Origin of the sequence: Micromonospora sp. NPDC049230 (genome assembly GCF_040647875.1) — a bacterium.
GTDB lineage: Bacteria > Actinomycetota > Actinomycetes > Mycobacteriales > Micromonosporaceae > Micromonospora.
In genome coordinates, this window is record NZ_JBEZCZ010000008.1 from 204,185 (window position 1) to 227,771 (window position 23,587).

General features: G+C 71.7%; 22 protein-coding genes and 1 pseudogene. 14 read left to right on the plus strand and 9 right to left on the minus strand.

Annotated elements, in window-relative coordinates:
* Nucleotides 1-27: 27 nt before the first annotated feature.
* From AB0A95_RS10580 to AB0A95_RS10590, 3 genes are all read right to left on the minus strand, one after another.
* Entirely contained in the window at nucleotides 28-531 is a 504-nt protein-coding gene (locus AB0A95_RS10580; RefSeq protein WP_357555449.1) for a restriction endonuclease, read from the minus strand.
* A gap of 267 nt (nucleotides 532-798) precedes the next feature.
* Nucleotides 799-1,452, minus strand: coding sequence for a TMEM175 family protein (locus AB0A95_RS10585; protein WP_357555421.1), 654 nt, complete (start codon nucleotides 1,450-1,452; stop codon nucleotides 799-801).
* Nucleotides 1,453-1,499: 47 nt separating this feature from the next.
* Nucleotides 1,500-3,287, minus strand: a complete 1,788-nt coding sequence (locus AB0A95_RS10590) for an ABC transporter ATP-binding protein (protein ID WP_357555422.1) — start codon at nucleotides 3,285-3,287, stop codon at nucleotides 1,500-1,502.
* Nucleotides 3,288-3,366: 79 nt separating this feature from the next.
* Here AB0A95_RS10590 and AB0A95_RS10595 point away from each other — a divergent pair, with 79 nt between their 5' ends.
* Complete coding sequence (locus AB0A95_RS10595) at nucleotides 3,367-3,798, plus strand: MarR family winged helix-turn-helix transcriptional regulator (RefSeq protein WP_357555423.1); 432 nt, start codon at nucleotides 3,367-3,369, stop codon at nucleotides 3,796-3,798.
* Nucleotides 3,799-3,887: 89 nt separating this feature from the next.
* Nucleotides 3,888-5,672 (plus strand): N-acetylglutaminylglutamine amidotransferase, encoded by a 1,785-nt coding sequence (locus AB0A95_RS10600; RefSeq protein ID WP_357555424.1) that lies wholly within the window; start codon nucleotides 3,888-3,890, stop codon nucleotides 5,670-5,672.
* A 13-nt stretch (nucleotides 5,673-5,685) separates the two neighbouring features.
* On the opposite strand, the gene AB0A95_RS10605 is transcribed toward AB0A95_RS10600, so the two are convergent.
* Nucleotides 5,686-6,819 carry a glutamate--cysteine ligase gene (locus AB0A95_RS10605; RefSeq protein ID WP_357555425.1) on the minus strand — a complete coding sequence of 378 codons (1,134 nt, stop codon included), beginning with the start codon at nucleotides 6,817-6,819 and terminating at the stop codon, nucleotides 5,686-5,688.
* A 189-nt stretch (nucleotides 6,820-7,008) separates the two neighbouring features.
* On the opposite strand from AB0A95_RS10605, the gene AB0A95_RS10610 reads away from it, so the two are divergent.
* The gene (locus tag AB0A95_RS10610; protein WP_357555426.1) at nucleotides 7,009-7,383 is read left to right on the plus strand and encodes a hypothetical protein; all 375 of its coding nucleotides are present in this window, start codon (nucleotides 7,009-7,011) and stop codon (nucleotides 7,381-7,383) included.
* On the opposite strand, the pseudogene AB0A95_RS10615 reads toward AB0A95_RS10610, so the two are convergent.
* The 4 genes and pseudogenes from AB0A95_RS10615 to AB0A95_RS10630 form a co-directional block, all read right to left on the minus strand.
* A pseudogene (locus AB0A95_RS10615) lies at nucleotides 7,343-7,555 on the minus strand (sigma factor); the annotation flags it as partial. The gene AB0A95_RS10610 and the pseudogene AB0A95_RS10615 overlap by 41 nt on opposite strands.
* A gap of 2 nt (nucleotides 7,556-7,557) precedes the next feature.
* Complete coding sequence (locus AB0A95_RS10620; RefSeq protein WP_357555427.1) at nucleotides 7,558-7,914, minus strand: YciI family protein; 357 nt, start codon at nucleotides 7,912-7,914, stop codon at nucleotides 7,558-7,560.
* Nucleotides 7,915-8,195: 281 nt separating this feature from the next.
* Nucleotides 8,196-10,421, minus strand: a complete 2,226-nt coding sequence (locus tag AB0A95_RS10625) for a discoidin domain-containing protein (protein ID WP_357555428.1) — start codon at nucleotides 10,419-10,421, stop codon at nucleotides 8,196-8,198.
* A 230-nt stretch (nucleotides 10,422-10,651) separates the two neighbouring features.
* Entirely contained in the window at nucleotides 10,652-11,851 is a 1,200-nt protein-coding gene (locus AB0A95_RS10630; protein ID WP_357555429.1) for an ROK family transcriptional regulator, read from the minus strand.
* Between the two features lie 238 nt (nucleotides 11,852-12,089).
* Here AB0A95_RS10630 and AB0A95_RS10635 point away from each other — a divergent pair, with 238 nt between their 5' ends.
* The 5 genes from AB0A95_RS10635 to AB0A95_RS10655 all read left to right on the plus strand — a co-directional run bounded on the left by AB0A95_RS10635 (nucleotide 12,090) and on the right by AB0A95_RS10655 (nucleotide 17,478).
* Complete coding sequence (locus AB0A95_RS10635; RefSeq protein ID WP_357555430.1) at nucleotides 12,090-13,388, plus strand: sugar ABC transporter substrate-binding protein; 1,299 nt, start codon at nucleotides 12,090-12,092, stop codon at nucleotides 13,386-13,388.
* Between the two features lie 70 nt (nucleotides 13,389-13,458).
* Nucleotides 13,459-14,451, plus strand: coding sequence for a sugar ABC transporter permease (locus tag AB0A95_RS10640; protein WP_357555431.1), 993 nt, complete (start codon nucleotides 13,459-13,461; stop codon nucleotides 14,449-14,451).
* On the plus strand, nucleotides 14,444-15,283 hold the full coding sequence (locus tag AB0A95_RS10645) for a carbohydrate ABC transporter permease (protein ID WP_357555432.1): 840 nt from the start codon (nucleotides 14,444-14,446) through the stop codon (nucleotides 15,281-15,283). The genes AB0A95_RS10640 and AB0A95_RS10645 overlap by 8 nt, the downstream gene beginning before the upstream one ends.
* A gap of 29 nt (nucleotides 15,284-15,312) precedes the next feature.
* Complete coding sequence (locus AB0A95_RS10650) at nucleotides 15,313-16,689, plus strand: GH1 family beta-glucosidase (protein ID WP_357555433.1); 1,377 nt, start codon at nucleotides 15,313-15,315, stop codon at nucleotides 16,687-16,689.
* 120 nt (nucleotides 16,690-16,809) lie between these two features.
* Nucleotides 16,810-17,478, plus strand: a complete 669-nt coding sequence (locus tag AB0A95_RS10655) for a TMEM175 family protein (protein WP_357555434.1) — start codon at nucleotides 16,810-16,812, stop codon at nucleotides 17,476-17,478.
* Here AB0A95_RS10655 and AB0A95_RS10660 read toward each other — a convergent pair.
* On the minus strand, nucleotides 17,465-18,049 hold the full coding sequence (locus AB0A95_RS10660) for a nucleotidyltransferase family protein (protein ID WP_357555435.1): 585 nt from the start codon (nucleotides 18,047-18,049) through the stop codon (nucleotides 17,465-17,467). The two genes, AB0A95_RS10655 and AB0A95_RS10660, sit on opposite strands and share 14 nt — an antisense overlap.
* Nucleotides 18,050-18,112: 63 nt before the next feature.
* Between AB0A95_RS10660 and AB0A95_RS10665 the strand changes: the two genes are divergently transcribed.
* The 6 genes from AB0A95_RS10665 (at nucleotide 18,113) to AB0A95_RS10690 (ending at nucleotide 23,369) form a co-directional block, all read left to right on the plus strand.
* Nucleotides 18,113-18,664, plus strand: coding sequence for a 2Fe-2S iron-sulfur cluster-binding protein (locus AB0A95_RS10665; RefSeq protein WP_357555436.1), 552 nt, complete (start codon nucleotides 18,113-18,115; stop codon nucleotides 18,662-18,664).
* Nucleotides 18,661-19,644 carry a xanthine dehydrogenase family protein subunit M gene (locus AB0A95_RS10670; protein WP_357555437.1) on the plus strand — a complete coding sequence of 328 codons (984 nt, stop codon included), beginning with the start codon at nucleotides 18,661-18,663 and terminating at the stop codon, nucleotides 19,642-19,644. The genes AB0A95_RS10665 and AB0A95_RS10670 overlap by 4 nt, the downstream gene beginning before the upstream one ends.
* Complete coding sequence (locus tag AB0A95_RS10675; protein WP_357555438.1) at nucleotides 19,641-21,731, plus strand: xanthine dehydrogenase family protein molybdopterin-binding subunit; 2,091 nt, start codon at nucleotides 19,641-19,643, stop codon at nucleotides 21,729-21,731. Before AB0A95_RS10670 ends, AB0A95_RS10675 begins: the two co-directional genes overlap by 4 nt.
* A gap of 28 nt (nucleotides 21,732-21,759) precedes the next feature.
* A complete protein-coding gene (locus tag AB0A95_RS10680) occupies nucleotides 21,760-22,125 on the plus strand; it encodes a metalloregulator ArsR/SmtB family transcription factor (protein ID WP_357555439.1) in 366 nt (121 codons plus the stop codon).
* The gene (locus AB0A95_RS10685; protein ID WP_357555440.1) at nucleotides 22,125-22,766 is read left to right on the plus strand and encodes an SRPBCC family protein; all 642 of its coding nucleotides are present in this window, start codon (nucleotides 22,125-22,127) and stop codon (nucleotides 22,764-22,766) included. The genes AB0A95_RS10680 and AB0A95_RS10685 overlap by 1 nt, the downstream gene beginning before the upstream one ends.
* Nucleotides 22,767-22,853: 87 nt before the next feature.
* Nucleotides 22,854-23,369: an NUDIX domain-containing protein gene (locus AB0A95_RS10690; RefSeq protein ID WP_357555441.1), complete on the plus strand. Its 516-nt coding sequence runs from the start codon at nucleotides 22,854-22,856 to the stop codon at nucleotides 23,367-23,369.
* Nucleotides 23,370-23,587: the final 218 nt, after the last annotated feature.

Genomic DNA, 23,587 nt, shown 5'->3' on the forward strand with positions numbered 1-23,587 from the left:
GTCAATTTTCCCAGATCACCGGCTATTTCAGACAGTTACCGAGCTGCGACGGGCGTTGACGACCCAGGCCTCCTGCTCGGCGACACTCGTCTGTCTTGGGGCGCCTGCCCTCGGGCCTGCGCTCCTGTCGACCCCGCGTCGACCGCGTGGCAGTTCGTGACGATGGCCAGTCCTGCGGCCAGGTGTCGGGCCACTCGCCGGTGGCGTGGACGGAGGAAGGGGGCAGGTCGGCGCCGGACTGCGCGACGAGCTGCTGTGCCAGGCGCTCGGCGACGTCGGCGGCAGACGGCTGCACCCAGCTGGGGTCGACTTCCGGCCAGGTGAGCCAGTGCGGGGAGACTCGCTTCCGTCCGCTCCCCGGTCACCGGGGCCGCCGCACACCTGCACGTCCCGAAACCCGGACGCGACAAGGATCCGCGCGAACCACTGCTCGAACTCGGGCCCGCTCATCGCATCGGTCACCGCGATCAGCATGTCCCGCTCAGCCTGGTCGGCCCGCTCGCGGGCACGCTGCTTCGAGGCGATGAGCATGCGCAGGAGCACGAGACCGACGACGGCGCAGAGCAGCAGGAACCAGCCGTTGGCCGACCTGCCGCCTCCGGACACGCGGCGGACCGTCGATCGCCGCCGGGCACTGCCGGTGCGCCGTCTCCGGTAGTGGGCCCGAACCCGGGCTCCACCCCTCCTGGTGTGTGATCTGACGTACGGCACGAGGCACCTCCCCGTTCGCGGAAGCCCCAGTCTCGCGGCAGCCTCCGACAAACCGCGTGCGTGCCCGTCAGGAGTGTCCGGTACCCGTCACTCCCAAGTCATCTCGCCACCTGGTTGTTTCTCGCCGTACTCGCCGCGGATGGGCAGGTAGTAGGCGGGGAGGAAGCCGGCGATGATGGCGACACCCGCGATCGGCACGAACGCGCCGACGAGGATGCCGGAGCCGATCCAGATCAGCGCGAGCGCGAATCGGCGGCCGATGGCCCGGACGCCGAAGGCGCCGAGGGTGGGGTCCAGAAGCTTGGCGCGGCGCAGGTAGAACCAGATGACGTTGAACAGGGCCGCCGCCATCCACAGTGTGCTGCCGTAGACGAGGACCGCGGTCCGCAGGCCCTGCTCGGCGCGAAGAGCGCCGGCGAGGAGGGACGTGGAGAACGGCAGGAACGCGATGACCATCAGGAGCAGCGTGTTGAGGAAGAGGATGCCCCGGTCGACGTGTCGGACGCGGTCGAACATGACGTGGTGGTTGACCCACACCTGCCCGATGAGCAGGAAGCTCAGCGCGTAGGCCAGGTACGACGACCAGAGCGCCCCGAGGCCGCGCAGGAGGTGTCCGAAGTCCGGCGGCGGTTGGATCTCCAACACGAGCAGCGTCACGGCGATGGCGAAGACGGCGTCGCTGAAGGACACCAGCCGACCCGGCTGCCGGGTCAGTGGCGGGGTACCCCTCTGGGCGTTCATGCACCAATAATGCTATATGCCGCCTTCACCCACGATCGGGAGCCGGATCAGGCCGCCAGGGTGGCGTAGCGGCCGTTGCGGCCCAGCAGGCTGTCGTGGGTGCCGAACTCGACGATCCGGCCGTGGTCGAGCACCGCGATCTGGTCGGCGTCGCGCACTGTGGACAACCGGTGGGCGATGGTGATCGTGGTACGCCCCTCGGCGAGCGCGTCGAACGCCCGCTGCACGGCCCGCTCGGTCTCGGTGTCCAGCGCGCTGGTGGCCTCGTCGAGGACCAGGATGCGCGGATCGCGCAGCAGCGTGCGGGCGATGGCGAGGCGTTGCTTCTCGCCGCCGGAGAACCGGTGGCCACGGGAGCCGACCATCGTGTCGTACCCGTCGGGCAGCCCGGCGATCAGGTCGTGGATCTGGGCGGCGCGGGCGGCGTCCTCGATCTCGGTGTCGGTGGCGCCCGGCCGGGCGTAGCGCAGGTTCTCGCGGACGGTGGTGTGCAGCAGGTACGTCTCCTGGCTGACCACGCCGACGATAGCGGCCAGGTCGGCCAGGCGCAGGTCGCGCAGGTCGACGCCGTCGACGGTGACCCGGCCGGCGGTCGGGTCGTGCAGCCGGCTGACCAGGCCGGCGAGGGTGCTCTTGCCGGAGCCGGTCTCGCCGACCAGGGCGAGGCTGGTGCCGGCGGGCACGTCGAGGGTGATCCCGGCGAGGGCCGCGGTGTCGCTGCCCGGGTAGCCGAAGGTGACGTCCTGAAGGCGCAGGTGCCCGTTGACCCGGTCGAGGTGGACGGGCTCGGCGGGGTCTGCCACGTCGACGGGCAGGTCGAGGTATTCGAAGATCCGGGCGAAGAGCGCCAGTGACGCGGTGAGCGAGACGCCCACGTTGAGCAGGCCCATCAGCGGCCGGAACAGACCGCCCTGTAGGGCGGTGAAGGCGACAAGGGTGCCGATGCTCAGCGTGCCGGCGGTGCCGGGCAGGCCGGCGGCGAGGTAGATGACCGCCGGTACTGCCGCGAAGATGATGCTCATCGAGGCCATCCGCCAGCGGCCGGCCAGCTCGCTGCGCAGTTCCAGGTCGACGAGTCGTTCCGAGGAGGCGGTGAACCTGTCGATCAGCGCGGGGCCGGTGCCGAGGGTCTTGGCCAGTTGCACGCCGCTGATCGACAGGCCCTCCTCGACTGTGACGTTGAGGTCGGCGAGTTCGCGTTGCCGCTGGGCGGTGATCTCGCGGCGCATCCGGGCCACCCGGCGGGTCAGCCAGATGGCCGGCGGCAGCACCACGAGCGAGACGAGGGAGAGCTGCCAGGAGAGCGCGACCATGGCGACGGCGGTGGCGACCACAGTGGTGAGGTTGGCCGCGACGGCGGTGGCGGTCGAGGTGACGACCGACTGCATGCCGCCGATGTCGTTGGTGATCCGCGACTGCACCTCGCCGGTGCGGGTGCGGGTGAAGAAGCCCAGCGACTGGCGTTGGAGGTGGCTGAAGACGTCGGTGCGCAGCCGGTGCATGACCCGCTGCCCGACCTGGGTGGAGATCCAGGTCTGCACCACGCCGAGGGCGGAGGTCACGGCCGCGACGGCGACCATGCCGAGGACCAGCCAGACCAGCAGGGTCACGTCGCCCTGCGGCAGGGCGCTGTCGATCACGGTACGCAGGAGGAACGGCGTCGCCATCGCGACGATCGAGGACAGCACGATGATCATGGTGACCACGGCCAGGGCTGACCGGTGGGGGGTGAACAGGCGGCCGATGCGGCGCAGCGACACCTGGCGGGCCTGTGTCTTCTCTTCGGCGCTGAGGGTGCGGTGGCCGCGGTCGCGGCCCTTCGGGGTGGGTTCCAAGAGGCACTGCCTTTCGTTCGGATATGCTGAGGTTACCTCAACATGAGGGAACAACCGCATCGACTGCTACGGTATTCCGGTGACCGAGGACACCACCGGGACCGGCGACGACGAGAGCCTGGCCGAGACGTTCTGGGCGGTGGCGTCCCGTTTGCGTCGGCAGACCAAGGAGTCGTTGACCCCCTGGGACATCACGCCCAGCCAGTCCCGAGCCCTCGGCGTGCTGGGCCGTCACGGTGAGGTACGCCCCGGCACCCTCGCCGAGCACCTGCGCATCGCGGCTCGCTCGGCGACCGAGGTCGTCGACGACCTACAGGCCCGTGGGCTCGTCGAACGCCGAGGAGACCCGGCCGACCGGCGGGCGACCCTGGTCGCCCTCACCGAGGAGGGCAAGCGCGTCGGCGCCGCCATCCGGACCGCCCGCCGAGCCGAGGCCGACCGCTTCTTCGGCCACCTCAACGACACCGACCGCGCCGAATTGGCCCGCATCCTGCGCACCCTGCGCGCATAACGACCACCCGCCCGGGTAGCCAGCGGCCCCCCGTCTGGTCGGCGGGACCGGCCAGCACCGGCCGGGGTACGGGACAGGAGGCCCGGCTGATGTGCGGGATCAGCGGGGAGGCGCGCTTCGACGGTCGGTCACCCGACGCGGCGGCGGTCACCCGGATGACCGAGGCGATGCGCTCGCGCGGCCCGGACGCCGAGGGCCTGTGGACCGACGGCTGGGTGACCCTCGGGCACCGGCGGCTGACCATCATCGACCTGTCCGACGCCGGCGGCCAACCGATGGCGCGCGACGACCTGGGCCTGGCCCTGGTCTTCAACGGCTGTGTCTACAACTACCCGGAGCTGCGTGAGGAGCTACGCAACGCCGGATACGAGTTCCACTCCACAAGCGACACCGAAGTGGTCCTTGTCGCGTACGCGCACTGGGGTGAGCGTTTCGTCGACCACCTGGTCGGCATGTTCGCGATCGGGCTCGTCGACCGGACCCGACGCCGACTGGTGCTGGCCCGCGACCGGCTCGGCGTCAAACCGCTCTACCTCGCCGAGACACCGGGGCGGCTCCGGTTCGCCTCCACACTGCCCGCCCTGTTGCGGGCCGGCGACGTGGACACCGGCATCGACCCGGTGGCGCTGCACCACTACCTGTCCTGGCACTCCATCGTGCCCGCGCCACGCACCGTGCTGCGCGGCGTGCGCAAGCTGCCGCCGGCCACCCTGCGGGTCATCGAGGCGGACGGGCGCAGCCGCGAGGAGGTCTACTGGCGACCCGACTACGTCCGTGAGCCCGCCGACGCGGGAATGGACGCCGCCGACTGGCGGGCCGCCGTGGGTGACGCGCTGCGCACTGCGGTACGCCGACGGTTGGTCGCCGACGTGCCGGTCGGTGTGCTGCTCTCCGGTGGACTGGACTCCAGCCTCATCGTGGCGCTGCTCGCCGAGGCCGGGCAGCAGCACCTGCGTACGTTCAGCATCGGCTTCGACAGCCGCGGCGGCGAGTCCGGTGACGAGTTCGGCTACTCCGACCTGGTGGCCCGCGCGTACGGCACCGACCACCACCGGATCCGGCTCGCTAACGACGACCTAGTGCCCGCCGTACGCCGCGCCGTGCTGGCGATGACCGAACCGATGGGAAGCCACGACGTGGTCGCCTTCCACCTGCTGTCCGAGCAGGTGGCACGGCACGTGAAGGTGGCCCAGTCCGGGCAGGGCGCCGACGAGGTGTTCGCCGGGTACGGCTACCACCAGCCGCTTGTCGAGGCGCACCGGCACGGCGCCGCCGAGACGTTCGCCGCCGCGTTCTTCGACAGTGGCCACGACGAGCTGCGGGCCATCGTCGGTCCGGCGTACGCGCTGGAGCACGACGCCAGCCGGGACCTGCTCACCGACCACCTGGCCGCGCCCGGGGCGCAGACCGCGCTGGACGCGGTGCTGCGCCTGGACACCCACCTGATGCTGCCGGACGACCCGGTCAAGCGGGTGGACAGCATGAGCATGGCGTGGGGTCTTGAGGTGCGTACCCCCTTCCTCGACCAGGACCTGGTCACCCTGGCCGCGCACTGCCCACCGGAGCACAAGGTCGCCCAGGGCGGCAAGGGTGTGCTCAAGGAGGTCGCCCGGGAGGTGCTGCCCGCCGAGGTGATCGACCGTCCCAAGGGTTACTTCCCGGTGCCGGCGCTGCGCAACGTGGACGGCCCGGTGCGCGAGCTGGTCGCCGAGGCGTTGCAGGCGCCGGCCGCGCGGGAGCGGGGGCTGTTCCGACCGGAGTACGTGGCACGCCTGCTCGCCGAGCCGGACCGGGCCGAGGCAGCCGCCGGCAGCAACAAACTGTGGCAGCTCGGGCTCCTGGAGTTGTGGCTACAGACCCACGACATCCGCTGAGGCAGCGCGGCGGTCAGCTCGCCGCGGTGCGGGCGACCAGGTCGTCGATGACCGCGCGCAGGTCACCGGTGCGTTCCAGCACCCGACGCTGCCGGGTCGCGCCGGTGCCGTCGCGGCGCAGCCGGGCCAGTTGCGCCAACACGTACCCGAGGTCGCCGTGGCGCAGCAGGGCCGGGGCGATCACCGCCATCAGCTCGTCGACGAGCGCCCAGGCCGGCCGGGTGCCGCCGCCACGCAGGTCGATCAGCTCGCCGTCGAGGCCGTCGTGCGCGGCCCGCCAGTGCGCGGCGGCGACCAGACAGTCGCGGATGGGCGTAGCGGTCACCCCGGCGCGTACGTCGTCGGCGAGGGTGGCGACGAGTGACCGGACCAGCGCGGCGACCAACACCGTGTCGTCGACGCTTGGGCAGACGTCGCCCACCCGGACCTCCACCGTCGGGTAGGCCGACGACGGGCGGGCGTACCAGTAGACCATCGCCGCGTCGAGCATGATGCCGGCGGCGATCAGCTCGTCGACTGTCCGGTCGTAGTCGGCGGCCGAGTCGAAGTACGGCGTCGGTCCGATGCTGGGCCAGCGTTCCAGCTGCATCGACCGCCAACTGGCGTGGCCGGTGTCGTGCCCGTCGTGCAGCGGCGAGTTGGTGGTGATCGCCTGTACCACCGGCAGCCACACCCGCAGGTGGTTGCAGACCCGCACGGCCAGTTCCCGGTCGGGCAGCCCGACGTGCACGTGGCAGCCGCACACCGCCGGATCGTGCGCCACCGGGCCGTACCGGCGTGACATCGCGTGGTAGCGCGGCTCGTCGGGGACCGTCAGGTGCGGTTCGGCCAGCGGGGTGGCGCCGATCGCCACCAGCCGGGCCCCGACCGCGGTGGCGGCCTCGGCCGCCCAGCGGCGCAGCGCCACCAGGTGCGCGCGCAACTCTCCGAGGTCGGCGCAGACCGGCGTGACCATCTCCACCATGCTGTGCCGGAACTCCTGGCGGCTCTGGTCCCGGGCGGGGCCGCGCAGCGCGGCCAGCACCTGGTCGGCCACCGGCAGGTTGCGCCCACTGTCCGGGTCGAGCAGCAGGAACTCCTCCTCCACGCCGAGCGTGAGGGTGGACAGGTCGGGCACGATGCCGGCGGTCGCCGAACGGTACGCCATGGCGCCTCCCCCACTGCTGCGGCCGGCGCCTCGGGTTCCCGGCCGCCCCTGCGACAAACGCGCCCTCAGGGCGGTGCCAGGGCCGCCGTCGGGCGGTGCGGAAGGCCCGTCCGGCCGCATTGTCCGCCACTGCGACGGCTGTCCGGTACGCGTCGACGGCCTCCCCGCGCAGCCTCTAGCATGGCCCCCGTGATCGAGGACTTCGCGGATCGGCTCCTGCGCGACATGGCCAGCCTCGACCCCTGCACTGCGGTCGTCGACGCTGGTGAGCAGGATGTCGACGGGCTTACCGACTACAGCCCGGAGGGCCACCAGGCCCGCGCCGACCTCGCAGCCCGCGCCCTGCGCGAACTCGAGAGCTCGGGCGACGCACTGCCGGCCGCGAGCCCGCTGCACGCCCACCTCGCCGAACGGCTGCACACGCGTATCGCCTTCCACGATGCCGGGGAGGACCTGCGCGAGCTGCACGCGGCAGCCACCGGTCCGCTCCAGCTCATCCGCCAGGCGGTCGGGGCCGCGGTTCCCGGCGCAGCCGGTCGATCGCCCGGTTACGGGCGGTGGTGATGATCCAACCGGCCGGACTGGGCGGCGGGCCGGTGGTCGGCCACCGGGCCACCGCGACGGCGAAAGCGTCCTGGACGGCCTCCTCGGCGAGGTCGATGTCACCGAGGAGACGGACCAGGACGGCGACCGCACGCCCGTACTCCGCGCGGAACACCGCCTCCACGTCGGGCACAATCAGTCGCCGGCCCCGCCCTGGAAGGGACGCACCTCGATCGGCAGGGTGGTGGCCAGCGCGTAACGGCGACCCCAGTGCAGGGCGGCGTCCAGGTCCGGCACGTCGATGATCGTGATGCCGCCCAGGTGTTCCTTGCCCTCGACGAACGGGCCGTCGGTGACCAGGACGTCGCCGTCGCGGGCGCGCAGCACGGTGGCGGTCTCCGGGCCGTGCAGGCCCTGCCCGAAGACCCACGACCCGGTGGAGGCCAACTCGTCGCGCAGCTCGCCGACCTGGCGCATAACCTCGGCCAGGAATGCCGGCTCTGGCGGTGGCTCACCCTGCGGCTGGTGAAGGCTGAGCAGGTAGCGCGTCATCGTTCCTCCTCACGGGTGGCCGGCGCGTCGCCGACCTCTCATCCTCCACACGATCGGCCGCCGCGTGGCTAGACCCCGGCGTGATCGACGGCGCACGACTGGACCCGGCCGCGCGCCCAGGGCAACGCCGGAGGCCGCGCGGTGGGACCGGACGGCCCTCGGCGGGTCGACACGGGTACGACCGGGGCCGGCCCGGTCTCGGCGGGACCGGGCCGGCCTCGGCCCTGGGTGTCACCCGGCCGACCCGGCCTCAAGGGACCGGGCCGGCGCGGGAGCACCGGTCAGGGGTAGGTGGTCAGGTACACCGTCTGGTTGGCCGCGTTCGCGGTGCCACCGGCGTTGTTGATCACCCGGTTGATGGTGCCGACGCCACCGAGCGAGACGGTCACCATGTTCGTGAACCGCACGTTCGGGTTGGTGGGCACCTCGAAGGACCGTTCCTCGACCACCGCCGGGTTGACGTTGAAGTAGCTGTAGCTGCCCAGCCCGAACGCCTGGTGACTGGTCACCGAATCGGCGACCTTGTACGCGGCGTAACCCCGGGTCGACCCGTTCATCCAGGCCGCCTGGTTCGGCACGTCGTACGGCAGCTCGTTCTGGTAGAAGTACGTCCGCCCGCCGTTGCCGTTCCAGATGGTCTGGTACTTCTGGTAGTGCTCGACGAACAGGCCGTACATGGTGACGTTGTCGCCGTTGACGGTGAGGCCGGTGTCGGCGGTGTTCAGCGTCCACCCGGTCGGCACACCGCTGGCGGCGTGGTCGGCCCGCCACAGCCACATGTGGTCACCGATCACGTTGTCGCTGTTGACGGTCAACGTGTTGGTGGCCCGGCCGACGTGTGGCCCGCCGATGCGGAAGAACACGTCGTGCAGCGACGTCGGGTTGCTGGCGTGGCTCGCCGAGGAGCCGGACGGCCCGACCTCCATCAGCACCGGCGAGTTGGTGGTGCCGGCCTCGAACATCAGGCCGGCGACCTTGACGCCGTCCACGTCGGCCACCCGCATGCCCACGCTGCCGTTGTCGGCCTGGATGGTGGCCAGGCCGAGGCCGAGGATCACCGTGTCGGCCCGGTCGACCTGGATCGGTTCGGTGACGTGGTGCACGCCCGGGGTGAAGAGCAGGTGCTTGCCCTGGGCGAGGGCCGCGTTGATGGTGGCCGCGCTGGTGCCGGGCTGGACCACGAAGAACTGCGACAGCGAGATGGACGAGCCGGCCGGAGTCCTGTTGTACCAGCTGGTGCCCGTCGAGTTGGTGCGCAGTGCCGGCACGAACACCCGGTACTCGCCGGTGCCGGCGACGTACAGGAAGGGCTTCTCCCGCACCTGCGGGGTCTGCGCGATGACGGTGTGCGACGGGTTGGGGAAGCTCGGCGCGGGGGCGCCGTTGACGCCCTGGAACACCATGTTCCACACCGAGCCGGTCCAGCCGTTGCCGAACTCGCTGTTGCGGGAGTACCACTGCTGCTGCGAGCCGGAGACGACCAGGCCGTCGATGCGGGTGTCGGCCAGCAGGCCGCCGCTGGACCAGCCGTCGCCGCCGTTCCACAGTTGGATCTGGTTCTGCGCGCCGCGCAGGTGCATCCGGCGGTACGGCGCGGCCTGGGACACCGCCCAGCGCTCCACGGTCTGCCCGGCGGGCAGGGTGACCGACAGGTTCTCGGCGGCCCGCCAGAAGTTCTGGGTGGCGTTGCCGCCGAACCAGAACGCCTCGGTGCGGACGTGGCCGTTGAGGTTGACGTCGTCCGGGCTCAGGCCGAGGCCGGCGACCTGGGTGAAGAAGCCCAGGTTGACGTCTGCGGTGTAGGTGCCGGGCTTGAACAGCACCGCGTAGCGCTGCGGGCCGAACTGGTTGGTCTCCTGCTGGGTGAAGAGGGTGTTGAGTCGACTCTGGATGGTCGACGTCGGGGTGCTCGGGTCGAAGACGAACGTGTTCGGACCGAGGCTGGGGTTGTACGGGTCGGTGGGCGTCACCGGGGGATCGTTGGTGCCGCCGCCGGTCTCGCCGTAGACCTGGAACTCCCAGAGCGAGTAGCCGTAGCCGGTGCCCCGGGCGGTGCCGTACATGCGGACGTAGCGGCCGGCGCCGGAGACGGTGAGGTTCTGGGTGCCGCCGGCGCCGGTGGTGGTCGAGTAGATCGTGGTCCAGGTGGATCCGTTGTCGGAGGTCTGGAGCTGGAAGGCCCGGCCGTGGGCGGCCTCCCACAGCAGATTGACCTGGGTGATGGTGGCGCGGGCACCCAGGTCGACCTGGAGCCACTGCGGGTCGCTGAACGCGCTGGACCAGCGGGTGCCGGTGTTGCCGTCGACAGCGGCGGCGGCGGGCGTTCCGGCGTTCTCGGTGGACGAGGCGGTTGCCGTGCGGCCCTGGGACAGCAGGGAGGGGGCGGCCTGCGCGGGTGTCGTGGTTCCGGTCGGCGTGAGCGCCGCGACCAGGGCCACGGTGAGTCCGACGAGCAGGTGCCGCACGACCCGAGGACGGGGGCGTACGGATGTAGCGCGAGATGTCATGACATCGCCTGTCGATAGGGGGTTACGGGTTGCCGCGGGGGTGGGATCGGGCCTACCGGTAGCGCCGTGGGTGGTGGTGCCGCCGATGCGACGCCGCGGGTCGGAGAGCGCTCTCGTAGGAGTGTTGCGGCGAGATTGCGGCGGCGTCAAGACATCGATCTATAACTTCGTTATTTATCCCGAGGATTCTTTTTGTGTAATTCGCCGCACCCCGCTGCCGTCGTCCCGGCTCAGCGGCGGACGCCGCCCTCGGTGAGAAAGCGGGCGATGGGGAGGGTGGCGGCACCCAGCGCCACCGCGTCCACGCCGAGGCGACACAGCTCGATCGACGCCTGCTCGAACGGTTGCCGCAGGGCCTGCCGGCCGGCGGCCTCGCGGACGGCCGGCAGCAGGTCACCCAGCGCCATGGCCGCCCAGCCGCCGAGCACCACCCGCTCCGGGTTGAACAGGTTGATCAGGTTGGCCACCCCGGCGCCGAGGTAGCCGGCGGTGTCGTCCAGCACCCGCCGGGCGGTGGCCGAGGTCCCGGCGGCGGCGACCAGCGCCGCGATCTGGGACTCCTCGTCCTCGCCCGGCACCTGTCGACCCCGACGCGCCTCCCGGTACCTGTCGATGATCGCCTCCGCGCCGACGTACGCCTCCAGGCAGCCGCGCGCGCCGCACCGACAGGCCCGCCCCCCGTACACCAGGGTGGTGTGCCCCCACTCCCCCGCGCTGCTGGACGCGCCCCGGTAGGTGGCGCCGCCGGTCACCACCGACGCGCCCACGCCGGAGCCGACGAGCGCGAAGACGGCGTGCCGGGCGCCCCGGCCGGCGCCGAACCACATCTCGGCCTGGCCGAGGGTCTTCGCGCCGTTGTCGATGTGCAGCGGCAGGTCGGTGCCGGCGCTGATCAGGCGTTCCAACGGCACCCGGTCCCAGCCGAGGGCCTGGGCGTGCACGATGGCCTCGGCACCCTGCTCGACCACCCCGGAGACGCCGATGCCGACGCCGAGCACGTCGCCGGGGGCCACGCCGGCCTGCCCGGTCACCGCGTCGATGCCGGCGAGCACGTGCCCGGCCACCAGGTCGGGCTCGGTCCGGGCCGGGTCGAGCGGGTACTCGATGCTGGCCAGCAGGGTCATCGCGAAGTCGAACAGCTCCACCCGAACCCGGGTCTCGCCGACGTCCACACCCACCACGAAGGCGAAGCGGGGCGCGATCCGCAGCAGCATGCTGGGCCGACCGCCGTCGGACTCGGCGGCGCCGGCCTCGGCGACCAGCCCCTCGTCGATCAGGTCGGCCACCACGTTGCTGACCGCCGGCTGACTCAGCCCGGTGCTGCGCACCAGGTCCTGGCGGGTGAGCGGGCCGTCGAGGAAGAGCTTGGTCAGCAGGGCGGACCGGTTGCGCAGCCGCACGCTGCGGTTGGTGGCACGCGCCAGCTCCACTCGTCACCTCGTTCCCGTCGGTCGTTCGAGGCGACTGTAACCGCCTCGTGCTTGACGACCCACCGACCAGCCACTTTAATGACGACATAAATTAAGCCGTGATGTAACTCCCGGGAAACGCCGACGGACCCCGACGGCGCACCCCCGACCCCTGTCCGCAACCGGCCGCCCGTCGCCTTCGACCCCTATCGACGACGGAGGTCGGTGGACCCCCACCACGCACCGGAAGGGCAGACCCGTGTCGAGACGACACCTCGGGATATTCACCGCCGCCGTACTGGCCGCCGCCTCGCTGACGGCCTGTGGCGGCTCCGGCGACGACTCCGCCGCATCGCCCAAGACGCTCACCTACTGGGCCAGCAACCAGGGCGCCAGCCTGGAGGCCGACAAGACGATCCTCCAGCCGGAGCTGGACAAGTTCGAGAAGCAGACCGGCATCAAGGTCACCGTCGAGGTGGTCCCGTGGTCGGACCTGCTCAACCGCCTGCTCGCGGCCGCCGCCTCGGGCAAGGGCCCGGACGTTGTCAACATCGGCAACACCTGGTCGGCGTCGTTGCAGGCCACCGGCGCGCTCGTCGAGTTCGACGACGCCACCCTACAGGCTGTCGGCGGCAAGGACCGGATCGTGCCCGCCGCGCTCGCCGCCGCCGGCGCCCCCGGCAAGCCGCCGGCCGCCGTGCCGCTCTACAGCATGGCGTACAGCCTGTACTACAACAAGAAGTCGTTCGCCGACGCCGGCCTCACCGCGCCGCCGACGACCTGGGAGCAGCTCGCCGAGTACGGCAAGAAGCTGAGCACCGGCGGCAAGTGGGGCCTGGCGATCGAGGGGGCCAACCCGTCGGAGAACGCGCACCACGCCTTCACCTTCAGCCAGCAGTACGGCGGCGAGTGGTTCGACTCGGCCGGCAAGCCGACCTTCGACACCCCGCAGAACGTCTCGGCGATCAAGCGGTACATCGACTTCATGGCCGCCGACAAGATCACCAACCCGAGCAACGCCGAGTACGCGCAGAACCAGTCGGTCTCGGACTTCGCCAACGGCAAGGCCGCCATGCTGCTCTGGCAGTCCGCCGGCTCGAACCTGAAGACGCAGAACATGCCCGCCGACGCGTACGGGGTGGCCCCGGTGCCGTTCCTGGCCAACGCTCCGGCCGGCGGCAAGAAGGTCAACAGCATGGTCGCCGGCATCAACATGGCGGTCTTCAAGCACACCAAGAACAAGGACGGCGCGCTGAGCTTCGTCAAGTTCATGACCAGCGACGAGGAGCAGACGCTGCTCAACAAGACGTACGGCTCGCTGCCGGCGGTGAAGACCGCGGGCTCCGACCCGGCGTTCAGCGCCACCGAGCAGAAGACCATCCAGGAGACCCTTGTCACCACCGCGGCCCCGCTGCCGCAGGTGCCCGAGGAGAGCACCTTCGAGACTCTGGTCGGCACCGCGATGAAGGAGCTGTTCGCGGACGCGGCAAGTGGCAAGCCGGTCACCGAGGCGTCGGTGAAGGCGAAGCTGACCGACGCGCAGCAGAAGATGCGCTGACCCACGCGTCACCGGTGGCCGTGGTCGGGTGTGGAGCCCGGCCACGGCCACCGCCTCCGAGAGGACCCCGATGGCAACCAGCACCACCGCGCCGGACGCCGACCGGCGCGAACCCCGGGCCGGGTCACCGGCCCGGGGGCCGGCCCGCCGGCCCCGCGGCCCCCGCCGTTCACTCCTGCCCTATCTGCTGCTCGCCCCGGCCATCGTGCTGGAACTCGCCATCCACGTGGTCCCGATGGTGGTCGGGGTCTGGATGAGCCTGCTGGAGCTGACCCAGTTCCACATTCGCAACTGGTCCACCGCGCCCTTCGTCGGGCTGGAGAACTACCGGGCGACGCTCGACCTGAACAGCGCCGCCGGCAAGGAGCTGCTGCACTCGTTCTGGGTCACCCTGGCCTACAGCGTGCTCTCGGTCGGGTTCGCCTGGCTGCTCGGCATCTCGGCGGCGGTCGTCCTGCAGAAGCCGTTCCGTGGGCGGGCGATCCTGCGGGCGCTCTTCCTCACCCCGTACGCGCTGCCGGTCTACGCCGCGGTGATCACCTGGAGTTTCCTGCTGCAACGCGACACCGGCCTGGTCAACCACGTCCTGGTCGACCAGCTCGGGTTGCTGGGCGAGCGGCCGTTCTGGCTGATCGGCGACAACAGCTTCTGGTCGCTGCTGGTGGTGTCGGTGTGGCGCAACTGGCCGTTCGCGTTCCTCTGCCTGATGGCCGGACTACAGAACGTGCCGGGTGAGCTGTACGAGGCCGCCGCCATCGACGGCGCCGGGTTCTGGCGTCGGCTGCGCTCGGTCACCCTGCCCATGCTGCGGCCGGTGAACCTGGTGCTGCTGCTGGTGCTGTTCCTGTGGACGTTCAACGACTTCAACACACCCTTCGTGCTCTTCGGCGGCTCCGCCCCGGAGCAGGCCGACCTGATCTCCATCCACATCTACCGCAGTTCCTTCAAGACCTGGGACTTCGGTTCCGGCTCGGCGATGTCGGTGGCGCTGCTGCTGTTCCTGATGGTCGTCTCGGCCGCGTACCTGCTGATCACCAACCGTCGGAGGGACGACCATGCGTGAGACCGCCGGTGAGCGCTGGGGCCGGCGCATCGTGCTGACCCTGCTCACCCTCTTCGTCGTCATCCCGCTGTACGTGATGGTCACCTCGGCGGCGAAGCCGTTGCAGGACGTGCAGAACGGCTTCACCTGGTGGCCCAGTCGACCCACCCTGCAACCGTTCGTCGACATGTGGAGCACCGTGCCGCTGGCCCGGTACCTGGTGAACAGCCTGGTGGTGTCCAGCATCGCGGCGGTCTGCTCGGTGGTGGTGGCCATCTTCGCGGCGTTCGCGGTCAGCCGGTACCGGTTCCGCGGCCGGGGCGTCTTCACTGTGACAGTGCTGTCCACCCAGATGTTCCCCGGCATCCTGTTCCTGCTGCCGCTGTTCCTCATCTACGTCAACCTGGGCAACGCCACGGGCATCGAGTTGTACGCCAGCCGCACCGGCCTGGTGATCACGTACCTGACCTTCTCGCTGCCGTTCTCGATCTGGATGCTCGTCGGCTACTTCGACTCGATCCCGCGCGGGCTGGACGAGGCGGCGCAGGTCGACGGGGCCGGGCCGCTGCGCACCCTGTTCCAGGTCATCCTGCCGGCCGCCGTGCCCGGCGTCGTGGCGGTCACCGTGTACGCGTTCATGACCGCCTGGGGTGAGGTGCTGTTCGCGTCGGTGATGACCGACGAGGGCAGCCGCACCCTGGCCGTCGGCCTACAGGGCTACTCCACCCAGTTCAACGTCTACTGGAACCAGATCATGGCCGCCTCGCTGGTGGTCAGCGTCCCGGTCGTCGTCGGGTTCCTGGCCCTCCAGCGCTACTTCGTCGCCGGTCTCACCGCCGGCGCGGTCAAGTGAGTCAGTCAATGCCAGAGGAGATCCGTCCCGTGCCCGACCTGTCCAAGCTGCCACCCGACTTCCTCTGGGGCGTCGCCACGGCGGCGTACCAGATCGAGGGGGCCGTCGACGTCGACGGCCGGACGCCGTCCATCTGGGACACCTTCTCGGCGTTGCCCGGCAACGTCGACAACGGCGACACCGGCGCGGTGGCCTGCGACCACTACCACAGGTGGCCCGAGGACTTCGCGTTGCTGCGCCGGCTCGGTGTGGACGCGTACCGTTTCTCGGTGGCCTGGCCCCGGGTGATGCCCGACGGCGTCGGTCGGGTCAACCCCGCCGGGCTGGACTTCTACGACCGGCTCGTGGACACGCTGCTCGCCGACGGGATCCGGCCGTTCGTCACGCTCTACCACTGGGATCTGCCGCAGGCGTTGCAGGACTCCGGCGGCTGGCCGGAGCGCGCCACCGCCGAGGCGTTCGCCGACTACGCGGCGGTGGTCGCCGCCCGTCTCGGTGACCGGGTCGCCGACTGGTGCACCGTCAACGAGCCGCTCTGCGTGTGCTGGATCGGGCACCTGGAGGGCACCATGGCCCCCGGCGAGCGGGACCTGACCCGCGCGGTGCACGCCTCGCACCACGTGCTGCTCGGGCACGGGCTGGCCACCCAGGCGATCCGCGCCAACGCCACCCGACCGGCCTCGGCGGGTCTGGTGCTCAATCTCAGCCCGATCGAGGCCGCCACCGACCGCCCCGAGGACGTGGCGGCGGCCCGGCGGGCGGACGGGCACGTCAACAGGTGGTGGCTGGACCCGGTCCACGGGCGCGGCTACCCGGCCGACATGATCGCCACCTACGGGGTCGAGCCGCCGGTACGCGGCGACGACCTGACCGTGATCGCCACGCCCACCGACTTCCTCGGGGTGAACTACTACTTCCGGCAACTGGTGGTCGACGACCCGACCGGCGCGGCGCCGTACGCCCGGCAGGTGCCGGTGCCCGGCTCGGTGGAGACCGCGATGGGCTGGGAGATGTACCCGGCGGGCCTGGAGCGGCTGCTCGTGAACGTGCACGAGGAGTACCGGCCGGGCCGGATCATCGTCACCGAGAGCGGGTCGGCCTGGCCGGACGAGGTCACCGCGGACGGCACTGTGGAGGACAAGGAGCGCACCGACCACCTGGAGCAGCACCTGGCGGCGTGCGCGTCGGCGGTGGCCCAGGGGGTTCCGCTGGACGGCTACTTCGTCTGGTCGTTGCTGGACAACTTCGAGTGGGCGTACGGCTACGACAAGCGCTTCGGGCTGGTGCACGTGGACTACCCGACGCAGCGCCGGACGATGAAGGCGAGTGGTCTGCGCTACGCCGAGCTGATCCGCGCCCACCGGCGTCTCGCGAGCACGACCGGGACGGCCGCGCCGGTGGCCTGACCCGCACCGGCGGTGCGGCCGGCCGCCCGGGGACGCCGTCATGGCGACCCGGGCGGCCGTTTCGGTCTCAATCGGACGAAACCGCCGCCGACCGCCGCCACCGGTGGCTAACCTGCGGCAATGTCCGCAGCACCCGACGAGGTCGAGCAGCCCGACGCCGGGGCGCGAGTCTCCGGCACCGACCGGATGACGGCCTTCAGCGACGGCGTCTTCGCCATCGTCATCACGCTGCTCGTCATCGACCTGCGGGTGCCGGAATACCACGAGGGCGAGTTGCTCAGCGACCTGCTCGGCGAGGGCGCCTCGTACCTCGCGTTCGTGGTGTCCTTCGTCTACATCGGGGTGCTCTGGCTCAACCACCACGCGCTCCTGCGGCTGATCCGCGGCACCACGCTCACGCTGAGCTGGATCAACCTCGGCGTGCTTCTCGGCGCGGTGATCATTCCGTTTCCCACAGCCGTGCTGGCGTCGGCGTTCACCCGCGGCGACACCGACGACCAGCGCGCGGCCGTCGCCCTGTACGCGCTGTCCGCCGCGCTGATGTCGGCACCCTGGCTGGTGTTCTTCGGCTATCTGCGGACGCACCCGGCGCTGTTGCGGCGCGGGGTCAGTCCCGAGTACGCGCGCCGGCAACGGCTACGGCCGATCACCGGCCTGGTCCTGTACGCGGTCGGCGGCCTGCTCGGCTGGTTCGTCAACCCGCTGCTGGGCCTGCTCGCGGTCATCTTCATGATCGGCTATCACGCGGTGACGAGCGAGGGGCTGCCCCGCTGGCTCACCCGTCACTGACCAGCCGGGGCAGGTCGGCGGGGGTGTCCACGTCCAGCGGCGAGCCGACGTCGTCGCAGGGCACCCCGACCACCAGGTCCGGCCGGTCGCGGAGCAGGTCGCGAGCGCCCCGGTCACCGATCGCGTAGCCGTCCAGCAGCGGCCAGACGGCCCGGCCCAGCAGGACCGGATGCCCCGGCCGGCCGGCGTAGGTGGCGACCGCGACGAGCGCACCGCCGGTGTACGCCGCCCGCACCCGGCGGACCGCGACCGGGTGCAGCAACGGCTGGTCGACGAGGACCACGACAGCGGCCGGCACCTCGGCCGGCAGCGAGGCCAGACCCCGGCGCAGTGACGAGCCCAGCCCCTCGGTCCAGCTGTCGTGCCGGATCGGCACCGCGCCGGGCAGCTCGGGCACCTCGTCGGCGCCCGCGCCGAGCACCACGTGCACGGGGATGCAGCCGCCGTCGCGCAGCAGCCGGACGCCACGGCGCACCAGCGGCTCGCCGGCCAGCTCGACGAGCGCCTTCGGCCGGCCGTACCGCCGTCCGGCCCCGGCGGCCAGCAGCAGCCCGGCGATCACCGTGGTCACCTCCCCCGTGCAGGGCTTTGCGTTATTCGCCCCGAGATATACCGACAAAGCTAGTCTGGGCCGGTGCAGGGCAGACCCGAGAACACGACGACGACCGACGAACGGCACTCGTCCCGGGTGACGTTCGAGGTCAACGGCACGGCACGCGAGGTGACGCTGGACAACCGCACCACCCTGCTCGACACGCTGCGCGAGCACCTCGACCTGACCGGGGCGAAGAAGGGCTGCGACCACGGCCAGTGCGGCTCGTGCACGGTGCTGCTGGACGGCCGGCGGGTGAAGAGCTGCCTGGTGTTCGCGGTCACGCTGAACGGCCGGTCGGTGGTGACAGTCGAGGGGTTGGCCGAGCCGGGACAGCTGTCCCCGTTGCAGGCCGCGTTCATCGCGCACGACGCGTTCCAGTGCGGCTACTGCACGCCGGGGCAGCTCTGCTCCGCCCGGGGCATGCTCGACGAGGTCACCCGCGGCTGGCCCAGCGCGGTCACCGACGACCTGGGCGCCCCTGTCGACCTGACCGACGCGGAGATCCGCGAGCGGATGGCCGGCAACCTGTGCCGCTGTGCCGCGTACCCGCACATCGTCGCGGCCGTGCGCGAGACGGCGGCGACGCGATGAGGGCGTTCCGTTACCACCGGCCCGCCGACGTGGCCGACGCGGTCGCCGTGCTCGGCGCGGAGCCACACGCGGCCTACCTGGGCGGCGGCACCAACCTGGTGGACCTCATGAAACTCGGGGTGCAATGCCCCGACGTGCTGGTGGACGTGACCGGGCTCCCGCTGGACGCCGTCGAGGAGCTGCCCGACGGCGGGCTGCGGATCGGCGCGACAGTGCGCAACAGTGACCTCGCGGCCCACCCGGTGGTCCGCCGGGACTACCCGGTGCTGGCCCGCGCCCTGCTCGCTGCCGCGTCCGGACAGCTACGCAACATGGCCACCACCGGTGGCAACCTGTTGCAGCGCACCCGCTGCGTCTACTTCCAGGACACCGGCAGGGCGTGCAACAAGCGGGAGCCGGGCAGCGGTTGTGCCGCGCTGCACGGCCAGAACCGCGACCTGGCGGTGCTGGACTGGTCCGAACAGTGCGTGGCCACCCACCCGTCCGACCTGGCCGTGGCGCTGACCGCGCTCGACACCGTGGTGGAGGTACACGAGGCCGACGGCGCCCGGGAGCTTCCGATCGCGACCCTCTACCGCTCCCCCGGCACCCACCCGGAACGGGAGACCACCCTGGCCCGGGGCACGCTGATCACCGCCGTCCGGCTGCCGCCGCTGCCGGCCGCGCGCCGCTCGACGTACCTCAAGGTCCGTGACCGTGCCTCGTTCGCGTTCGCCGCCGGCTCGGTGGCCGCGGTGCTGGACCTGGACGGCGACGTGGTCCGCGACGTGCGGCTGGCGTACGGGGCGGTGGCGCACCGGCCGTGGCGGGCCTACCGGGCCGAGCAGGAGCTGCGGGGTCGGCCGTTCAGCCCGGAGCTGGCCGCGCGGGCCGCCGACGCGGAGCTGGCCGAGGCCCGCCCGTTGCGGCACAACGGCTTCAAGGTGCCACTGACCCGGGCCATCACCGTGCGGGCGCTCAGCGAGCTGGCGTCATCGTGAGCACCGGGGCGGTCGGCCGCGCGTACCCCCGCCTGGAGGGGTCGGAGAAGGTCACCGGCACGGCCCGGTACGCGGTGGAGTACCAGGTGGACGGCGTCACCTACGGCTGGGCGGTGCCGTCGACGGTGGTCCGGGGCCGGATCACCCGCGTCGACTCGACCGAGGCGCTCGCGTCGCCGGGCGTGCTGGCCGTGGTGCACCACGGCAACGCGCCCCGCCTCGCCGCCGGCGGGCCGCCGGAGCTGTGGCTGTTGCAGGAGCCGGCGGTGCACTACCGGGGGCAGTTCGTCGCCGTGGTGGTGGCCACCAGTCTGGAGGCGGCCCGCGAGGGCGCCCGGCTGGTCCGGATCGACTACGACACCGGACCGCACAGCACAGTGCTCAGCACCGACCACCCCGGCCTGTACCGGCCGGAGCACGTCAACCCCAGCTATCCGACAGACACCGCCGAGGGCGACTTCGACGCCGGGTACGCCGCTGCCCCCGTCCGGGTGGACGCCACGTACCGGACGCCCGCTTACCACAACAACCCGATGGAGCCGCACGCCACGACGGCGCGGTGGCGCGACGGCACGCTGCTGGTGCACGACTCCACCCAGGGCGCGTCGCCGGTGCGGGCCACCCTCGCCGAGTTGTTCGCGCTGCCGGCGGAGTCGATCCGGGTCGTCGCGGAGCACGTCGGTGGCGGCTTCGGCAGCAAGGGGTACGCCAAGGCCTCGGTGGTGCTGGCCACCCTCGCCGCCCGGCACGTGGACCGGCCGGTCAAGCTGACGCTGACCCGGCAGCAGATCTTCGGACCCGTCGGTTACCGCACCCCCGCCGTCCAGCGGGTCCGCCTCGCCGCGGACACCGACGGGCGACTCACCGCGATCTGCCACGACGCGATCAGCCAGACCTCGACCATCCGGGAGTTCGCGGAGCAGAGCGCCGTCTACACCCGCAGCATGTACGCCGCACCCCACCGCCGCACCACGCACCGACTGGTCCGCCTCGACGTGCCCACACCGTTCTGGATGCGCGCCCCCGGCGAGTGCCTCGGCGCATACGCCCTGGAGTCGGCGATGGACGAGCTGGCCGTCGCCGCCGGCGTCGACCCGGTGGAGTTGCGCGTCCGCAACGACGCGCCTGTCGACCCCGACCAGGGACGACCGTTCACCAGCCGCAACCTGGTGGCCTGCCTGCGCGAGGGCGCCCAGCGGTTCGGCTGGACCGACCGGGACCCGACGCCCCGCGCCCGGCGCGACGGGCGTTGGCTGATCGGCACGGGGGTGGCCGGGTCGAGCTACCCGGCGCGGGCCCGGGCGTCGTCGGCCACCGCGACCGCCCGGCCCGACGGCGGCTTCCTGGTCCAGATCAACGCCACCGACATCGGCACCGGCGCCCGGACGGCCATCTGGCAGGTGGCCGCCGACGCGCTCGACGTCCCGCCGGAGCGGGTGGAGATCCACATCGGGGACAGCGACCTGCCGGCCGCGGCGTTGGCCGGAGGTTCGATGGGCACCGCCAGTTGGAGCTGGGCCGTGATCCGCGCCTGTGAGGCGCTGCGCGGGAAACTGCGCGCGGGCGTGCCACCGGAGCGGGAGGTGAGCGCGTCCGCGGACACCACCGACGAGGTGGGCGGACAGCCCGCCCTGCCCCGGTACGCGTACGGGGCGCAGTTCGCCGAGGTGCGGGTGGACGCGGACACCGGCGAGGTACGGCTGAACCGGATGCTCGGGGTGTTCGCGGCCGGGCGGGTGGTGAACCCGACGACGGCCCGCAGCCAGCTCGTCGGCGGCATGACGATGGGGCTGTCGATGGCGCTGCACGAGGAGGGTCTGCTCGACGAGCGGTACGGCGACTGGGTCAACCACGACCTGGCGACCTATCACATCACCGGCTGCGCGGACGTGGAGTCCATCGAGGCGTACTGGCTGGACGAGCGGGACGACGAGCTGAACCCGGCCGGGGTGAAGGGCCTCGGTGAGATCGGCATCGTCGGTGCGGCGGCGGCGGTCGCCAACGCGGTGCACCACGCCACCGGCGTACGGATCCGGGACCTGCCGATCCGGCTGGACAAGCTCATCGGAGTATCAAAACTGGCTTAAATAAGCTGGTGGTGATAGAACTGTCGTCGTGCACGCCTTCGACGTGCTGGGCGATCCGGTCCGGCGCCGCATCCTGGAGCTGCTCGCCGACGGCGAGCAGAGCGCCGGCGCGGTCAGCGCGGTGATCCGCGACGAGTTCGGCATCTCCCAGCCCGCCGTGTCCCAGCACCTCAAGGTGTTACGGGACAACGGCTTCGCCACCGTGCGGCCGGAGGGCACCCGGCGGCTCTACGCGGTCGACCCACGGCCACTGCGCGAGGTCGACGGCTGGCTGGAGCACTTCCGCCGGTTCTGGACACCGCCCCTGGCGGCACTCGCCACCGAGCTGGCCCGGGGCCGACGCGAGCGCCGACTGCGCGAACCCGCCGATTCACCCGACGAGAGGGACACCTGATGTTCGACGCCACCGAGCAGATCAACGCCGTGCAGCGCACTGTCGGCAGCCGCACCCTGGAGGCCGGCGAGGCTCGGGTGACCACGATCAGCCAGACCTACCAGGCGACGGCCGAGGATCTGTGGGACGCCTGCACCAACGCCGAGCGCATCCCCCGCTGGTTCCTGCCGATCTCCGGCGACCTGCGGCTGGGCGGCAAATACGAGTTGCAGGGCAACGCCCACGGCGTCATCGAGAGCTGCGAGCCGCCGCACCGGTTCACCGCCACCTGGGAGTACGGCGACGAGGTGAGCTGGATCGAGGTGCGCATCACCCCGGTCGACGACGAGCGGGCCCGCCTCGACCTGGACCACATCGCGCACGTCGACCAGGACCGGTGGGCCCAGTTCGGGCCGGGCGCCGTCGGCGTCGGCTGGGATCTCGGGCTGCTCGGCCTCGCCTCCCACCTGGCCGGCGACGGCAGTGGGGTCGCCCCGGAGCAGAGCGCCGAGTGGAGCGCCTCCGCCGAGGGCCGACAGGCCATGGAGCTGAGCAGCCGACTGTGGGGTGCGGCGAGCATCGCCGCCGGCACCGACCCCGACGAGGCGAACGCCGCCGCCGCGCGCACCACTGCCTTCTACACGGGCGCACCGGCAGCCTGAGCGCAACCGGCGCAGCGGCGGCGGCGGCTGAGCGGCGCGGTGGTGGCGGCCGAGGCGCTGCGGCGGCGCGGAGTAACGTGCTGCGGCATGACCGGCACGCCGTACTCGCACTGTTCCTTCTGCGGCGCGGCCTACCCAGCGGCCGCCGGGTGGCCGCGCGTCTGCCCGGCCTGCGGCGAGACCGTCTGGCGTAACCCGCTGCCGGTGGCGGTCGCGGTGCTGCCGGTCCGCACTGCCGACGGCCTGGGCGTCGTGGTGGTCCGCCGGGACATCGAGCCGGCCCGCGGCCTGCTCGCGCTGCCCGGCGGCTTCATCGAGTACGGCGAGGATTGGTCCGACGCCCTCGTCCGTGAGCTGCGGGAGGAGACCGGACTGGTCGCGGCGGCCGAGGACGCCCGACTGGTCGCGGTGCACAGCGCCCCGGCGGGCGGCACGATGATGGTCTTCGGGGTGCTGCCCGAGCGGGCGGCCGAGGACCTGCCGCCGTCCACGCCGACCGAGGAGGCGACCGAGTGGCTGGTGCTCACCGCCCCGGTCGAGCTGGCCTTCTCCACCCACACCCAAGTCCTGGCCGACTTCCTGAACCCCAACCGCCGGGCCTGACCCCAACCCCCGGGCCTGACCCCCCGCCCCCGGGCCTGACCTCCCGCCCCTGTGCTGCCCCGCCACCGTTCGCCTCGTCGCCCGCACCCGACCGCCAAGATCGTGCTCGATCCTTGAAGTCACCACCGTTGCGTTAGGGCTGTAGCCGGCGGGTCAACCCGGGACAGGAAGTGCCCGATCGGGGAGCGGGTGGGGCCCGGCTTGGCGATCATGGAGTT

Excerpts from the sequence above, each read along its gene's own strand:
- AB0A95_RS10645 (WP_357555432.1), top strand. The coding sequence starts at position 14,444 with ATGCGTGAGACCGCCGGTGAGCGCTGGGGCCGGCGCATCGTGCTGACC.
- AB0A95_RS10580 (WP_357555449.1), bottom strand. The coding sequence starts at position 531 with ATGCTCATCGCCTCGAAGCAGCGTGCCCGCGAGCGGGCCGACCAGGCT.
- AB0A95_RS10655 (WP_357555434.1), top strand. The coding sequence starts at position 16,810 with ATGTCCGCAGCACCCGACGAGGTCGAGCAGCCCGACGCCGGGGCGCGA.
- AB0A95_RS10600 (WP_357555424.1), top strand. The coding sequence starts at position 3,888 with ATGTGCGGGATCAGCGGGGAGGCGCGCTTCGACGGTCGGTCACCCGAC.
- AB0A95_RS10605 (WP_357555425.1), bottom strand. The coding sequence starts at position 6,819 with ATGGCGTACCGTTCGGCGACCGCCGGCATCGTGCCCGACCTGTCCACC.
- AB0A95_RS10690 (WP_357555441.1), top strand. The coding sequence starts at position 22,854 with ATGACCGGCACGCCGTACTCGCACTGTTCCTTCTGCGGCGCGGCCTAC.
- AB0A95_RS10670 (WP_357555437.1), top strand. The coding sequence starts at position 18,661 with ATGAGGGCGTTCCGTTACCACCGGCCCGCCGACGTGGCCGACGCGGTC.
- AB0A95_RS10625 (WP_357555428.1), bottom strand. The coding sequence starts at position 10,421 with ATGACATCTCGCGCTACATCCGTACGCCCCCGTCCTCGGGTCGTGCGG.
- AB0A95_RS10585 (WP_357555421.1), bottom strand. The coding sequence starts at position 1,452 with ATGAACGCCCAGAGGGGTACCCCGCCACTGACCCGGCAGCCGGGTCGG.
- AB0A95_RS10640 (WP_357555431.1), top strand. The coding sequence starts at position 13,459 with ATGGCAACCAGCACCACCGCGCCGGACGCCGACCGGCGCGAACCCCGG.
- AB0A95_RS10620 (WP_357555427.1), bottom strand. The coding sequence starts at position 7,914 with ATGACGCGCTACCTGCTCAGCCTTCACCAGCCGCAGGGTGAGCCACCG.
- AB0A95_RS10685 (WP_357555440.1), top strand. The coding sequence starts at position 22,125 with ATGTTCGACGCCACCGAGCAGATCAACGCCGTGCAGCGCACTGTCGGC.